Raw genomic sequence first — 14,613 nt, forward strand, 5'->3', positions numbered from 1 at the left:
TGGATAGGGGGTGATGTGCCCGACGTGCTTGTCTGTCTTACCCGGAATTTCGCATGAATGCTCAGATTGCCCTGATTCTTGGGCAGGACGGCATCACCAATGGCGCCATCTATGCGCTGCTGGCTTTGTCGATCCTGCTGGTCTTTACCGTCACCCGCGTGCTGTTCATCCCGCAAGGTGAATTCGTTGCGTTCGGCGCGCTCACCATGGCTGCGCTGCAGGCTGGCAAGCCGGTGCTGCTGGTGTGGCTGCTGTTTGCCTTCGCGGTGGCCGAAGTGATCGCCGACCTGCTCGCGCGCCGCAAACGGCCGGGGCGCAATCGTGGCGCCTGGCGCATGGCCGTCAAGCTCATCTATCCGCTGGTGCTGGCCGCGCTGTTCTACAACCTGCCGCTGGCGCAATTGCCCATGGCCGCGCAGGCGCTGCTGACGCTGCTGCTGGTCGTGCCGATGGGGCCGCAGCTGTACCGCCTGTTCTATCAGCCCATCGCGTCGGCCTCGACCCTGGTGCTGCTGATCGTCTCCATCGCCGTGCACCTGGCGCTGGTCGGCCTGGGATTGCTCGCCTTCGGCGCGGAAGGCGCCCGCACCGCGCCGTTCAGCGACGCCAGCCTGAGCCTGGGGCCGCTGAACGTCAACAGCCAGGCGCTGTGGGTAGTGGCGGTGTCCGCCCTGCTGATCATCGTGCTCTACCAATTCTTCGAACGATCGATGTATGGCAAGGCGCTGCGCGCGGCGGCATTCAACCGGCTGGGCGCGCGGCTGATGGGCATATCGCCGATCTTCGCAGGCAAGGCCACGTTCTTCCTGGCCGCGCTGATCGGTACGGTCTCGGGCATCCTGATCGCCCCCATCACCACCATGTACTTCGACTCGGGCTTCATGGTCAGCCTGAAGGGCTTCGTGGGCGCCATTATCGGCGGCCTGGTGAGTTACCCACTGGCTGCGGCCGGCGCCATCCTGGTCGGCCTGATCGAAGCGTTCTCCTCGTTCTGGGCCAGCGCCTACAAAGAAATCATCGTGTTCACGCTGATCATCCCCGTGCTGCTCTGGCGTTCACTGAAAAGCCATCACGTCGAGGAAGAAGACGAATGAATCCGCGCCACATCCTTCTCGCATTCCTGGCGCTGCTGGCCCTTGCCCCGCTGGTGCTGCCGCCGTTCTACGTGACGCTGCTGAACTATATCGGCCTGTACGCCATGGTGGCGCTGGGCCTGGTGCTGCTGACCGGCGTCGGCGGCCTGACGAGCTTCGGGCAGGCTGCGTTCGTCGGCGTGGGCGCCTATACCACGGCGCTGCTGACCACCCGTGCGGACACCCTGCCGTCCTGGCTGGCATGGCTGGGCGCCTCGCCCTGGCTGAGCTTGCTGGCCGGATTGGCGCTGACCCTGGCCATCGCCTACCTGCTGGGCGCGATCACGCTGAAGCTGTCGGGGCATTTCCTGCCGCTGGGCACGATCGCCTGGGGCCTGTCGCTGTACTTCGTCTTCGGCTCCGTCGAAGGCCTGGGCGGCCACACCGGCATCCCGGACATACCCGCCATCAATCTATTCGGCTGGACCCTGAACCAGGGCGACAACATCTACTACCTGATCTGGGCCTTCCTGCTGGTGGCCGTGTGGTCCACGCAAAACCTGCTGGATTCGCGCGAGGGCCGCGCCATCCGTGCGCTGAAGGGCGGCCGTGTGATGGCCGAGTCCATGGGCGTGGACACCGCCCGTTCGCGCATGGTGATCTTCATTATCGCGGCACTGCAGGCCTGCGCGTCCGGGTGGCTCTATGCGCATATGCAGCGCTTCGTGAATCCCAACCCCTTTGGCTTGCAGATGGGCATTGAATACCTGTTCATGACCGTCATCGGCGGCGCGGGACAGGTCTGGGGCGCGCTGGTCGGCGCCGGCGTCTTCACCGTGCTCAAGCAATGGCTACAGGACTGGATGCCCAAGCTGCTGGGCCAGACCGGCAACTTCGAGGTGATCGTGTTCGGCTTCGGCATGGTGCTGCTGCTGCACCGCGCCCGCAGCGGACTGTGGCCCGTCCTGACGCGCTGCGTGCCGTTGAAAAAGCAGCAGCGCAAGCTGGACATGAGTGCCGAGCCGTTGCCGCGCAAGCCCATGCCGCCTCGCGGCGAAGTGGTGCTCAAAGCCGTGGACGTGACCCGCAAGTTCGGCGGCCTGGTCGCCAACAACGCCATGAACCTGGAAATCCGCGCGGGTGAAATCCTGGCGCTGATCGGACCCAACGGCGCCGGCAAAAGCACCATGTTCAACCAGATTTCCGGCGTGGACACGCCGACTTCCGGCACGGTAACGCTGCTGGGCCATTCGGTGGCGGGCGCCGGTGCCCGCCGCATTGCGCGCCTGGGCCTGTCGCGCACTTTCCAGCACGTGCGCCTGCTGGGCCGCATGAGCGTGCTGGAAAACGTGGCCATCGGCGCCCATCTGCGCGGCCACCGCGGCGTGCTGCCGGCCGCCTGGCGGCTGGACCGCGCCGAGGAGGCGCGCCTGCTGGCCGAGGCTGCCCGCCAGGTCGAACGCGTGGGCCTGGGCAAGCATCTGCACGACGAGGCGGGCTCCTTGGCCCTGGGGCAGCAGCGTATCCTGGAAATTGCCCGCGCGTTGGCTTCCGATCCCTGCATCCTGCTGCTGGACGAGCCCGCCGCCGGTCTGCGCTACCAGGAGAAATGCGAGCTTGCCGAGCTGCTGAAGAAGCTGCGGGCCGAAGGCATGGCCATCCTGCTGGTGGAGCACGACATGGACTTCGTGATGGGGCTGGTGGACCGCGTGGTGGTCATGGACTTCGGCGAGAAGATCGCCGAAGGCCTGCCCGCCGAGATCCAGAACAATCCCGCGGTGCTTGAAGCCTATCTGGGCGGAGTGGAATGATGAGCGCGAAATTGCTGGAAGTACGCGACCTGCGCGTGGCCTATGACAAGGTCGAAGCTGTCTCGGGGGTCAGTCTGGAAGTCGGCGAAGGCCAGATCGTCACCGTGATCGGCCCCAACGGCGCAGGCAAGACAACCCTGCTGTCCGCCATCATGGGCGTGCTGCCGTCCAGCGGACAGATCGTCTTCGGCGGCAAGCGGCAGGAACACGCCGAGATCGAGGAAATGGTGGCCGCGGGAATGAACCTCGTGCCGGAAAAGCGCGAGCTGTTCGCCGAGATGACGGTGGAGGACAACTTGATGCTCGGCGCATTTCATCGCTTTCGCAGCGGCTTGCGCGACCAGGACCAGACGCTGGCCGAGGTCTACGAGCTGTTCCCGCGCCTGAAGGAACGCCGCGCCCAGTTGTCCGGCACCTTGTCCGGCGGCGAACGCCAGATGCTGGCGGTGGGCCGCGCCCTGATGGCCAAGCCGCGGTTGCTGATGCTGGACGAACCCAGTCTGGGCCTGGCGCCGCGCATCGTGCGCGAAGTGTTCCGCATCGTCGCCCGCCTGAGGGAAATGGGCGTATCCATCCTGCTGATCGAGCAGAATGCCCGCGCCGCGCTGCAAGTGGCCGATTACGCCTATGTGCTGGAGACCGGCGCCGTCACGCTGGACGGCCCGGCTGCGCAGGTGGCGGAGGATCCGCGCGTGGTCGAGATCTATCTGGGGCTCGGCCACGGGGCGCCCGCCGCGGCACCCGCATGACCTGCCGGCGGGAGCCTGCCGGCGCGGGCCCTAGGCCACGCCGCGGCGCCTGTCGCGCCGGTACATGGCATACCCCAGCGGCCACATGGCCGCGACCATGAACTTCGCCACGGGGTTCGTGAGCTTGTAGGCTTGCACCGCCGTGGGCACGCCAGAGTGCTTCAGGTGCAGGCGAAAGCGGGTATAGCGCGCCGCCGCCATGATGAATTCACGCGGCCGATAGCGGAAGAATTCCAAGTGGTGCTGCAGCATGTCCCAGGCCAGCAGATAGAGGCCCTGGGCGTTGTTGCCCACCGAAACCGCGCCCTGGCTCAGGCCGCCCGGCGTGTCGTGGTAGGTGCGCACCACGCGGTTGATGAAGCGGCTGAGGTAGCCCGCGCGCGCGATCGCCCACCACACCAGGCTTTCGGGCACGAAGCCTGCGACATCCTCCGGAAAGGGGTACTTCCTGAGGATGTCGGTGCGCATACAGCCGAATTTCTCGCCCTTGATGCGATAGCGGAAATAAACATCCACGGCCGTGCTGTCAAAGACGTCCTGTGGATAACGGTCGCCGACAATGCTGCCATCCGGACGCGCGCACAAGCCCGTCACCGCAACGTAGGATTCGCGCCGGGCCGGCGGAATGGCGTCCCACGCGTCCTTGAACGTGGCCAGGGCATCGGGCGGCATTTCGTCGTCGCTGTCCAGCCCCACGATCAGCTGGCCGCGCGCCTCGCGCACGCCCCGGTTGAACGCGGTTTTCTTGTGGCGGTTGTTCTGCCAGAAATAACGGATCGGAAAATCGGCGCGCGCCTGCCAGTCCAGGATGGATTCGTGGGTATTGTCGGTAGAACCATCATCCACCACTACCCATTCGAAATCCCGGAACGTTTGCCGGGAAAGGGATTCATATACCCGGTGCAGCGTGCCCGCCCGGTTATAAGTGGGCGTCAAAACAGTGAAAAAAGTTGGTGTGTCGGTCATGCCCACTGAGCCCCTTTGCGATGCGTCATGCAAGCGCTGCGGTCTTGGTTTTCGTGTTTTCGCCTGAAGTTTAGGGGATATGCCTGCGCGAACCTGCCCCGCGCGGCGCAAATTTGCAATCAAATCTGACAAAACGACAATTCGAAGCCCCCCCTGCAGCCCCGCCTATCTTGGGAACGCGCGTCGTAGTGGCGTACACTCGGGCGGCCAAATTCGGAATGCCTATGGAAGCTTCGACCGTCCAGCTCAATGACATCGCCTTGTTCGTGGAGGTTGCCAAGCGCAAAAGCTTCAGCCTGGCGGCTCGCGCGCTGAACATGCCGACCTCGACGTTGTCGCGCCGCATCAATGAGTTGGAACGCGCAATCGGCCTGCGCCTGATCAACCGCAACACGCGCCGCCTGGATCTCACCGAAGCTGGCGCAGCCTATATGCGCCGCTGCCAGGGGCTGATCGACGAAGCGCGGCTCGCGCACGAGCAACTGCTGTCGCTGTCGGGCGGTCCTTCGGGCAATCTGCGGGTCTCCATGCCGTATAGCCTGGCGATCTGGCTGCTGCCCGAAACCATCAACGATTTCACGGATCGCTATCCCGAAGTGGAATGCGAATTCGACCTGAGCATGCTGACGGCCTCGGACGCGCAGGGCACGCCATTCGACATCGTGCTGCGCTTTGGCAGCAACGCCGACTACCCCCTGGCGGCGGCAAGCGCCGCCGACATGAACGGCAACCGCGCCATGCAAGGCGGGGCCGTCGTGCAGGAACTGGTGTCCCTGGACAACTATCTTTATGCCTCCGACCGCTACCTGGAACGCCACGGCGAACCGAAGACGCCGGCGGATCTCACTCAGCACCAGTGCCTGCGCACTACGATCGACGAGGCGCATTCGCATTGGACCCTGCGCCGCGGCGCGGTCAGCGAACGCGTCCCGGTCAGCGGCCATCTGGCGGCCAACAATATGAGCATCGCGGGCACCCTGGCCGGCCTGGACCTGGCGATTACACGCATGCCGCACTGCCTGGCGCTGGAGCCCATCATCAAGCGCAATTCCCTCAAACGGGTACTGCCGGGCTGGTCGGTGGATCCGATCTCGATCTATGTGGTGTATCCGTCCAGCATCCAGCCAGCGAAAACCCGCGCCTTCATGGATTTCATCCTGCCCAAGCTCGGCCCGCCCGACGCCGGGAAGTAGGCCGCGCCCGCACAGGACGAAAAAAAACCCGCTCGGCGAACCGGCGGGTTTTTTTGATCGGGCCGGAGCGGGCTCCGGCCGGACGCGTCACTTAGACGCGCTTGATCTTTTCCAGCATCTTGAAAACGCCCTTGGGCGACGTGACGAACAAGCGCTTGAAAGCCTTGCCCAGGCAACGGCGTTCCAGGGTGTTGCGACGCACGCGTTTGCGTTCAGCCATGTTGATTCTCCTGTTGAATATGCGGAAATCTTTGCGGGGATCGACGACCGCACAACCGGATACCGGGCTGGCGGAAAATTCGGGTAACTTGGCATTTTAGCCTGAAATTCCCGCACTGCGCCAACCAGAGCGTTTTCGGCAGGCATCCCGCCGCAGCCAGCCTGCCACGTAGAAATATGGGACAGATCCCCTCCCCGCTTGCCAGGATTCAGGCGGACAGGCTTTTCAGCCTTTCCAGGACCTGCTCCTTGCGGGGCAGCGGATCGACCGCGCCATAGCCCAGGGTGGACAAGGCCGCCGCGGCATTGGCGTAGCGCACCGCGTCCTCCCAGGAGTCTCCCTGGCAGCGGCGCGCCAGCAGGCTGCCAGCGAAGCAGTCGCCCGCCCCGGTCGCGTCCACCGCGTCCACGCGCAGGGCTGCCACCGGAATACGGCGACGGCCGTCGTCGATGATGGAACCCTCCTTGCCCAGCTTCAGCACCACCACCCCGGGAGCGCCTGCGTCGCGTATCCAATCCAGCGTGCGCTCCGGGTCGTCGTTGCCGGTGAGGTGCTGCATGTCGTCCATGCTGGGCAGGAACAGATCGGCCATGCGCATGGTCTCGCGCAGAATGGCGCGGGCGCGGTCCACCGGCCAAAGCCGCAGACGCAGGTTCGAATCCAGGCTGACCTGCGCGCCGGCCGCGTGCGCGCGCTCGATCGCGGCGAACACCGTATCGCAAGCGCTGGTGCTGATCGCCAGGCTGATGCCCGAAACGTGCAGGTATCGGGCCCGTTCGATCAGCCCCGAATCCAGGCTGGCCGGCGTCATCAAACTGGCGGCGGAGCCGCGGCGCAGATAGCTGAAGGCGTGGCCGTCCGGGCCGTGCTGTACGAAATACAGGCCGGTATGCGCCTGTTCGTCCACCTGAACGCCCGAAGTGTCCACGCCTTCGGACCGCCACAAGTCCAGGAACTGCTGGCCAAAGGCGTCATTGCCGACCCGGGTCAGATAGGCGCAGCTTGCTCCCTGCCGCGCCGCCGCAATGACGGCATTGGAGGTGTCGCCGCCGAAGCCCTGCAGGTACTGGCGCTGGTCCTGGTGCGTCTGGTTGAGTTCAACCAGCGGTTCGCCCAGCGCGACGATGTCGAAATCAGCCATGGGCAGCCTCCCGCGTGCGCACGATCTGCGCCACCAGCGCGGGCGTGTCGCGGGCGGCGAACGCCGCCTTGTCATAAAGGTTGCTGCCGATGCCCACGATGGCGGCGCCCGCCGCGAAATACGATCCCATATTGTCCTGCGTGACGCCCCCGGTCGGGCAGAAGATCGTGTCCGGGTACACGGACTTGAGCGCCGCCAGGTGCTTGGGACCGCCCGTGTCGGCCGGGAAGATCTTCACCACGTCCACGCCGGCGCGGCGCGCAGCCAGCACTTCGGTGGGGGTGAATGCGCCCAGCAGGCACAGCGCGTCGGCCGCGTGCGCCAGATCGACGATCTCGGTGGCCAGCGCCGGCGACACCAGGAAGTCCGCGCCCGCGACCAGCGCCTCGCGCGCCTGGTGCTCGTCCAGGACCGTGCCCACGCCCAGCAGCAATTCGCTGCCGTGCTTGTCGCGCAGCGCCCGCAGCAGGTCGGTGACCCCGGGAATGGTCCAGGTCAATTCCAGCGTGGTGCAGCCGGCGGCCACGGCGACCTCGGCCGCGTAGGCGGCGGTGGCTGCGTCCGTATAGCGCAGCACGGGAACGACTCGGGAGGCCAGCAGGGCCGAGAGCTTGGAGGCAAGAGGGGCAGCAGATGCGGTCATGGCATTCCTTGGAGGCAGACGGTCAGGCGCCGCCGGGCGATACCGGCAGTACGGCGAGTTTGGCCGCGGCGGCATCGCGCAGCCGCAGCAAGGGTTCGATATAGGCGGATTGCGGGTCTTCGCGCCGCCGGAACAGCAAGGTGCTGACGCTGACGCCGGCGACTGGCCGTCCGGCGGCATCGCACAGGGCCACGCCATAGCAGACGATACCGGCTTCGTTTTCCTCGTCGTCGGTGGCGTAGCCGCGAGCGGCGGCCACGTCCAGCACGGCGCGGAGTTCGGCCAGGCTGGTCACGGTGCGGGGCATGCGGGCGGTCAGCGGGAGCGAACGCAACAGATGTTCACGAGCGGCTTCGTCCAGGGCCGCCAGGTAGGCCTTGCCGACCGCGCTGGAATGCAAGGCCACGGACGCCCCCACGCGCGACGCCATGCGCACTGGACCAGGACTTTCCAGCTTATCGATATAGGTCATCTCGTGCCCGGCGGGCACGGCCAGATGCACGGTTTCGCCGGTTTCGTCGCGCAAGGCCTGCAGGTCGGGCGCCAGCGCCGCGCGCAGGTCGAACTGCGACCACGCCCGGCTGGCCAGCGACATCAGGCGCGGCCCAAGACGGTAGGCGCCGCCGGTTTCGGCCACCATGCCCTGCTCGGCCAACGCCGCGACGATGCGGTAGACCGTGGGCCGGGGATAACCGCAGCTGCGCGCCAGCGAGGCCGCCGTGGGCGGTTGGGGCGCGTCCGCCACCGCCTGCAGCACCGTCATGAATTTGGCGAACGCCGCGGCGCCCGGGACCTTGGTTTCCAGCAAGTATGTCTCCAACTAAAGGCGGCATGCCTTTAGCAACGAATCAGCAGAACACGCAACACGGACAGCGCGAATTTCAGACGAATCTGCGATACTGTTTATTTGTACAGCTAGTGAGTCTGCTTATTGTCCATATTTTGGACGCGTGACTCACAATATAGTCAATTATTCCATATCGCCGCGCTCGGAACCAGCGATGGGTTGTCGCTCGGGCAGGCCTCTCCCCTCAGGCTACGATACCGTCCATGAGCTCCCAAATTCGCATCGTTGGCGCCCGCCAGAACAATCTCAAGAACCTGGACCTGACCATCGCCACCGGCGAACTGGTCGTCGTGACCGGCGTGTCGGGGTCCGGCAAAAGTTCGCTGGCCTTTGACACCCTGTACGCCGAGGGGCAGCGCCGTTACGTAGAAACCTTCTCGCCCTATGCGCGCCAGTTCCTGGACCGCATGGACAAGCCGCAGGTAGACCGCATCGAAGGCATATTGCCCGCCATCGCCATCGACCAGACCAACCCGGTGCGCAGCTCGCGCAGCACGGTCGGCACGATGACGGAACTGAACGACCACCTGAAGCTTCTGTTCGCGCGCGGCGCCAAGCTGTACTGCCGCGGCTGCGGCAAGGTAGTGCGGCGCGATACGCCGGATTCCATTTACCACTCGCTGGCCGAACGCGCCGCTGTTGCCGGCGACCCGCGGCTGGTGGTGACCTTCCCCATCGCCGTGCCTTCCAATTTCACCGAAGAAGAAGTGCGTGGCTTCCTGGAGCAGCAGGGCTACACCCGCGTGCACGCCGAGGAAAACGCCGCCCCGCGCGCGGCCGCTCCTGCCAAGGGCGCCAAGAAAGCCAAGGCGGCCAAAAGCGCCACGGAATCGCGCCGCATTCTCCACGTTATCCAGGACCGCTTCCGCTTCGCCGGCACCGAACGCGAACGCGTCATGGAAGCGCTGGACACCGCGCTGCGCATGGGCGCCGGGCATCTGGCCGTGTACGTCATGGACGCCGAAGGCGGCAACGCGCATATCTGGAAATACAGCGACCGGCTGCATTGCGCCGATTGCGACATCGAATACACGGATCCGCTGCCCAGCAGCTTCTCGTTCAATTCGCCGCTGGGCGCGTGTGAAGCCTGCCGCGGCTTCGGCCGCGTGATCGGCATCGATTTCGGCCTGGTCATCCCGGACGAGAACAAGACATTGCTGGAAGGTGCCATCAAGCCGTGGACGACGCCGTCGTACAAGGAGTGCCAGGACGAGCTGCAGAAATACGCGCCCAAGGCCGGCGTCCCGCTGGGCGTGCCCTGGAAGAAAATGAGCGAAGAGCACAAACGGTGGGTGCTCTACGGCACGCCCGACTGGAAGGGCGGCAACGACGCCTGGAAGCACCAGTGGTACGGCGTGCAGCGCTTCTTCGACTGGCTCGAGACCAAGGCCTACAAGATGCACGTGCGCGTGCTGCTGTCGAAATACCGCAGCTACACGCCCTGCCCCACCTGCAATGGCGCGCGGCTAAAGCCCGACGCGCTGCTCTGGCGCCTGGGCACCAAAGAAGAAGCCGACACCGTGCTGCCGCCCGATGACGGCCGCTACAAGCGCTTCATGCCGGTTGGCGCCAACTGGAGCCGCGAGCAGCTCGACGGCCTGGGCGGCCTGTCCATCCATGACGTGATGCTGCTGCCCATCGAACGGGTGCGCCTCTTCTTCGACACGCTGTCGTTCTCGGGCGCGCTGGACGCCGCCACCGACCTGCTCATGACCGAAGTGCGCGCGCGGCTCAAGTTCCTGTGCGACGTGGGCCTGGGCTACCTGACGCTGGATCGCCAGAGCCGCACGCTCTCCGGCGGCGAGGTCCAACGCATCAACCTGACCACGGCGCTGGGCACCTCGCTGGTGAACACGCTGTTCGTGCTGGACGAGCCGTCCATCGGTCTGCACCCGCGCGACATGCACCGCGTCGTCGAAGTCATGCACCGCCTGCGCAATGCCGGCAACACGCTCGTGGTGGTGGAACACGATCCGCAGGTCATGGTGGCCGCGGACCGCATCATCGACATCGGCCCCGGCCCCGGCGAACGCGGCGGCCAGATCGTCTTCGATGGCACGCCAGCCAAGCTGCGCACCGCGCGCACACTGACGGGCGATTACCTGGGCGGCCGCCAGCGCGTGGAAGCGCCGCGTCCCATGCCGGTGGCGGCGAACACGCCGCGCCTGCTCCTGGAAGGCGTCAGCGCGCACAATCTCAAGAACGTTTCCGTCGAACTGCCGCTGGGCCGCCTGGTCTGCGTGACTGGCGTGTCCGGCTCCGGCAAGTCCACCTTGGTGCAGGACGTGCTGTACCCCGCCCTGCTCAAGCAGAAGGGCAAACCATCCGAAGCGCCGGGCGCCTTCGAACGTCTGCTGGGCGCCGAACAGATCGCCGACGTGGTCATGGTGGACCAGACCCCCATCGGCAAGACCGCCCGTTCCAATCCGGCCAGCTATGTCGGCGCGTTCGACGCCATCCGCAAGCTGTTCGCCCAGGCGCCGCTGGCGCGCGAGCGCGCCTACACGGCGGGCACGTTCAGCTTCAACGGCGGCGATGGCCGCTGCCCCACTTGCGGCGGCACCGGCTTCGAACACGTGGAAATGCAGTTCCTGTCGGACGTCTACCTGCGCTGCCCGGACTGCGATGGCAAGCGCTTCCGCCCGGAAGTGCTGGAGGTGCGCGTCGAGCACCTGGGCAAGAGCGCGTCCATCGACGAAGTGCTGGAGATGACCGTCAGCGAGGCGCTGGACTTCTTCAAGGGCCTGCGCGATGTGCAGACCGGGCTGGCGCCCCTGGCCGACGTGGGCCTGGAATATGTGCGGCTGGGCCAACCCGTGCCGACGCTGTCGGGCGGCGAAGCGCAGCGCCTGAAACTGGCCGGCCACCTGGCCGAGGCGGCGCGCAGCGGCATTTCGACCGCCAAGGTCGCCAAGAAAGGCAGCCTGTTCCTGTTCGACGAACCCACCACCGGCCTGCACTTCGACGACGTGGCCCGGCTGATGCGCGCGTTCCGCAAACTGCTGGCCGCCGGCCACACGCTGCTGGTCATCGAACACAACCTGGACGTGATCCGCGCGGCCGACTGGCTGATCGACCTGGGGCCGGAAGGCGGTGACGCCGGCGGCATGGTCATCGGCACCGGCACGCCGCAGGACCTGATGGACAATCCCAAGTCGCATACCGGCGCAGCCCTGCGCGACTACGATGTCAGCATCCTGCCGGCCGACGTGGTCGTAAGCACCGACGCCGATGCGCAAGAGGTCGAACAGGCGGGACTGACCGCGCGCATCGCCGAACCGGGCGAAACCTATGCCGCGGACGTGGGCAAGCCGCTGCAATCCATCATGCGTGAGCGCCGCCAGGCCAATATGGCGATCGAAATCCGCAACGCGCGCGAGCACAACCTGAAGAACGTCAGCGTGGAAATCCCGCGCGACAAGTTCACGGTCATTACGGGCGTGTCCGGCTCGGGCAAGTCCACGCTGGCCTTCGACATCCTGTTCAACGAAGGGCAACGCCGCTATCTGGAATCGCTCAACGCCTACGCGCGCGCCATCGTGCAGCCGGCCGGCAAGCCGGACGTGGACGCCATCTTCGGCATCCCGCCCACCGTCGCCATCGAGCAGCGCACCAGCCGGGGCGGGCGCAAGTCCACCGTGGCCACGATGACGGAAATCCACCACTTCCTGCGCCTGCTTTACGTCAAGCTGGGCACCCAGTACTGCCCCGACTGCAACGTGGCGGTCGAACCCCAGAACACGGACCAGATCGTGGCGCGGCTGCTGCGCGAACACAAGGGCGAGCACATCGGCCTGCTGGCGCCGCTGGTCACCGCCCGCAAGGGCTATTACACGGATCTGGCCAAGTGGGCCGGATCCAAGGGCCACTCGCACCTGCGCGTGGACGGCGAATTCATTCCCGTCGCTCCTTGGCCGCGCCTGGACCGCTACAAGGAACACACGATCGAATTGCCCATCGCCGACGTGGTGGTGGATCCCGCCAACGAGGCCGACCTGCGGGCGGCGGTCAAGAGCGCGCTGGAAAACGGCCAGGGCGTCATGTCCGTGGTCTGGCCGGTGAACAAGCTGCACGAGGCGCTGGATAGCGATCTGCAGCAACAGCACTTCTCGGTCAAGCGCGCCTGCCCGTCCTGCGGCACCAGCTTCCCCGAACCCGATCCGCGCCTGTTCTCGTACAACTCCAAGCATGGCTGGTGCACGGGCTGCTACGGCACGGGCTTGCAGTTGCAAGGCTTTGACGAAGAACAGACCGGCGAAGAAACCGCCTGGAACGCGTGGTACGAAGGCGAAGCCAAGGTATGCACCCAGTGCAACGGCGAGCGCCTGAACCGGGTGGCCCGCGCCGTGCGCTGGCGTGACAAGTCCATCGCCGAACTCGCCTCGCTGCCGGTGTCGGACGCGCATACCTTCTTCACCGGGCTGGTGGCGCGCGGCCGTGAAGGCGAGATCGCCCGCGACATCCTCACGGAAATCCGCGGACGCCTGAACTTCATGCAAGAGGTGGGGTTGAACTACCTGGCGCTGGACCGGGCCGCTCCCACGCTATCCGGCGGCGAAGCGCAGCGCATCCGCCTGGCCGCCCAACTGGGCTCCAACCTGCAGGGCGTCTGCTACGTGCTGGACGAGCCGACCATCGGACTGCACCCGCGCGACAACCGCATCCTGCTGGACGCGTTGGCGCGCCTGGAAGGCAACGGCAACACGCTGGTGGTGGTGGAGCATGACGACGACACCATCCGCCGCGCCTCGCACATCATCGATATCGGTCCCGGCGCGGGCATCCGCGGCGGCCGCGTGGTCGCCCAGGGCAGCGCGCAGGACCTGATCGAAGCGCCGGAATCGGTAACCGGCCGCTACCTGGCCAAGCCCTTGCAGCATCCGCTGCAAGGCCGCCGCCCGGTCGAAGCCGACACGCCCATGATCGAAATCAAGGGCGCCCGCCTGCACAATCTGCGCAGCGTGGACGCGAAGATTCCGGTAGGTCGCCTGAGCGTGGTGACCGGTGTATCGGGCTCGGGCAAATCCACCCTGGCGCGCGAAGTGCTGCTGGACAACCTGATGCAGGCCGTGTCGCAAGGCAAGGCGCCTGGCTGGGCAGGCTGCGACAGCATCAAGGGCTGGGAAGCCATCGATCGCGTGCTGGAAGTGGACCAGACCCCTATCGGCAAGACACCGCGCTCCTGCCCGGCCACCTACGTGGGCTTCTGGGACGACGTGCGCAAGCAGTTCGCCGATACGCGCGAAGCGCGCATGCGCGGCTGGACCGCGGCGCGCTTCTCGTTCAATACCGGCGACGGCCGCTGCCCGATCTGCGAAGGCCAGGGCATGCGCACCATCGAGATGAACTTCCTGCCGGACGTGAAGGTGCCTTGCGATGCCTGCAACGGCGCGCGCTTCAACAATGACACGCTCAGCGTGCAGATGCGCGGCAAGAACGCGGGCGAACTGCTGGCCATGGAAGTGGACGATGCCATCGGCTACTTCGCGGCCCATCCCAAGATCCACCGACCGCTGCAGCTGATGCAGGACGTGGGCCTGGGCTACCTCACGCTGGGACAGCCCTCGCCTACCCTGTCCGGCGGCGAAGCCCAGCGCATCAAGCTGGTGACCGAGCTGTCCAAGGCTCGCCTGACCGACGGACTGATCAAGACCGGGCGCGCCTCGCGCATCCCGCATACGCTATACGTGCTGGACGAGCCCACCGTCGGCCTGTCGATGGCCGACGTGGAAAAGCTGATCCACGTTCTGCACCGCCTGGTGGAAGCCGGCAATACGGTGGTGGTGATCGAACACAACCTGGATGTGATCGCCGAAGCCGACTGGCTCCTGGACTTGGGTCCGGAAGGCGGCACGGGCGGCGGCAAGCTGGTGGGAGAAGGTTCTCCCGAACACGTCATGACCCTGAGCGACTATTCCCATACGGGACGGGTCCTGAAGGAATTCCTGGCACATCAGCAGCAGTAAGAAG

General features: G+C 65.9%; 10 protein-coding genes. 5 read left to right on the forward strand and 5 right to left on the reverse strand.

Annotated elements, in window-relative coordinates:
- Positions 1–53 precede the first annotated feature (53 nt).
- From CEY08_RS04690 to CEY08_RS04700, 3 genes are read left to right on the forward strand one after another with little or no spacing between them, the layout of a single operon-like run.
- Positions 54–1,094 carry a branched-chain amino acid ABC transporter permease gene (locus tag CEY08_RS04690; RefSeq protein WP_063960005.1) on the forward strand — a complete coding sequence of 347 codons (1,041 nt, stop codon included), beginning with the start codon at positions 54–56 and terminating at the stop codon, positions 1,092–1,094.
- The gene (locus tag CEY08_RS04695) at positions 1,091–2,884 is read left to right on the forward strand and encodes a branched-chain amino acid ABC transporter ATP-binding protein/permease (protein WP_076816157.1); all 1,794 of its coding nucleotides are present in this window, start codon (positions 1,091–1,093) and stop codon (positions 2,882–2,884) included. Before CEY08_RS04690 ends, CEY08_RS04695 begins: the two co-directional genes overlap by 4 nt.
- Positions 2,884–3,633, forward strand: a complete 750-nt coding sequence (locus CEY08_RS04700) for an ABC transporter ATP-binding protein (protein ID WP_076816159.1) — start codon at positions 2,884–2,886, stop codon at positions 3,631–3,633. The genes CEY08_RS04695 and CEY08_RS04700 overlap by 1 nt, the downstream gene beginning before the upstream one ends.
- Before the next feature lie 30 nt (positions 3,634–3,663).
- Here CEY08_RS04700 and CEY08_RS04705 read toward each other — a convergent pair whose 3' ends face one another.
- Positions 3,664–4,599: a glycosyltransferase family 2 protein gene (locus CEY08_RS04705; protein ID WP_063642227.1), complete on the reverse strand. Its 936-nt coding sequence runs from the start codon at positions 4,597–4,599 to the stop codon at positions 3,664–3,666.
- Positions 4,600–4,823: 224 nt separating this feature from the next.
- Between CEY08_RS04705 and CEY08_RS04710 the strand changes: the two genes are divergently transcribed.
- Positions 4,824–5,792: a LysR family transcriptional regulator gene (locus tag CEY08_RS04710; RefSeq protein WP_076816162.1), complete on the forward strand. Its 969-nt coding sequence runs from the start codon at positions 4,824–4,826 to the stop codon at positions 5,790–5,792.
- A 91-nt stretch (positions 5,793–5,883) separates the two neighbouring features.
- On the opposite strand, the gene CEY08_RS30260 is transcribed toward CEY08_RS04710, so the two are convergent.
- From CEY08_RS30260 to CEY08_RS04725, 4 genes are all read right to left on the reverse strand, one after another.
- Positions 5,884–6,012 carry a hypothetical protein gene (locus tag CEY08_RS30260; protein ID WP_255423380.1) on the reverse strand — a complete coding sequence of 43 codons (129 nt, stop codon included), beginning with the start codon at positions 6,010–6,012 and terminating at the stop codon, positions 5,884–5,886.
- A 208-nt stretch (positions 6,013–6,220) separates the two neighbouring features.
- Positions 6,221–7,153, reverse strand: coding sequence for a sugar kinase (locus CEY08_RS04715; protein WP_063642229.1), 933 nt, complete (start codon positions 7,151–7,153; stop codon positions 6,221–6,223).
- Positions 7,146–7,796 carry a bifunctional 4-hydroxy-2-oxoglutarate aldolase/2-dehydro-3-deoxy-phosphogluconate aldolase gene (locus tag CEY08_RS04720; protein WP_042796506.1) on the reverse strand — a complete coding sequence of 217 codons (651 nt, stop codon included), beginning with the start codon at positions 7,794–7,796 and terminating at the stop codon, positions 7,146–7,148. The genes CEY08_RS04715 and CEY08_RS04720 overlap by 8 nt, the downstream gene beginning before the upstream one ends.
- A gap of 22 nt (positions 7,797–7,818) precedes the next feature.
- The gene (locus tag CEY08_RS04725) at positions 7,819–8,604 is read right to left on the reverse strand and encodes an IclR family transcriptional regulator (RefSeq protein WP_063960002.1); all 786 of its coding nucleotides are present in this window, start codon (positions 8,602–8,604) and stop codon (positions 7,819–7,821) included.
- A 242-nt stretch (positions 8,605–8,846) separates the two neighbouring features.
- On the opposite strand from CEY08_RS04725, the gene uvrA reads away from it, so the two are divergent.
- A complete protein-coding gene (gene uvrA / locus CEY08_RS04730; protein ID WP_076816164.1) occupies positions 8,847–14,609 on the forward strand; it encodes an excinuclease ABC subunit UvrA in 5,763 nt (1,920 codons plus the stop codon).
- The last annotated feature ends 4 nt before the right edge of the window (positions 14,610–14,613 follow it).

The organism is Achromobacter insolitus (genome assembly GCF_002209555.1).
Classification (GTDB): domain Bacteria; phylum Pseudomonadota; class Gammaproteobacteria; order Burkholderiales; family Burkholderiaceae_B; genus Achromobacter; species Achromobacter insolitus.